This window comes from Akkermansia muciniphila (genome assembly GCF_900184965.1).
GTDB lineage: Bacteria > Verrucomicrobiota > Verrucomicrobiia > Verrucomicrobiales > Akkermansiaceae > Akkermansia > Akkermansia muciniphila_A.
This window is the reverse complement of the sequence record NZ_FXYA01000149.1, coordinates 1-204: the sequence shown is the minus strand read 5'-3', so window position 1 is coordinate 204 and position 204 is coordinate 1. Positions and strand designations below refer to the sequence as shown.

Sequence of the window (204 nt, the reverse complement as noted above, 5' to 3'; positions counted from 1 at the left end):
AGGGATTATTCTCTCTCCCTCTCTTCGGCAAGAACAGGCAACCCGGCCGAGTTCCAAACGGAGACCTATGCCGACACGGCGGCATCCGACCCGCTCGGATACGGATACTACTTGTGGACGGGCAAAGGCTCCAGCTCGAATGTGCTGGACAAGAACAACTGGACGTATGATTCCGGCACTCCGGATCCTTCCAACAAAGCGACA

At 56.4% G+C, this 204-nt stretch carries 1 protein-coding gene; it reads left to right on the top strand.

Annotated features, from left to right (window positions below):
- Positions 1-204 (top strand): hypothetical protein (locus CI070_RS13445; RefSeq protein ID WP_179218385.1); only part of this gene is annotated, 204 nt, incomplete at both ends.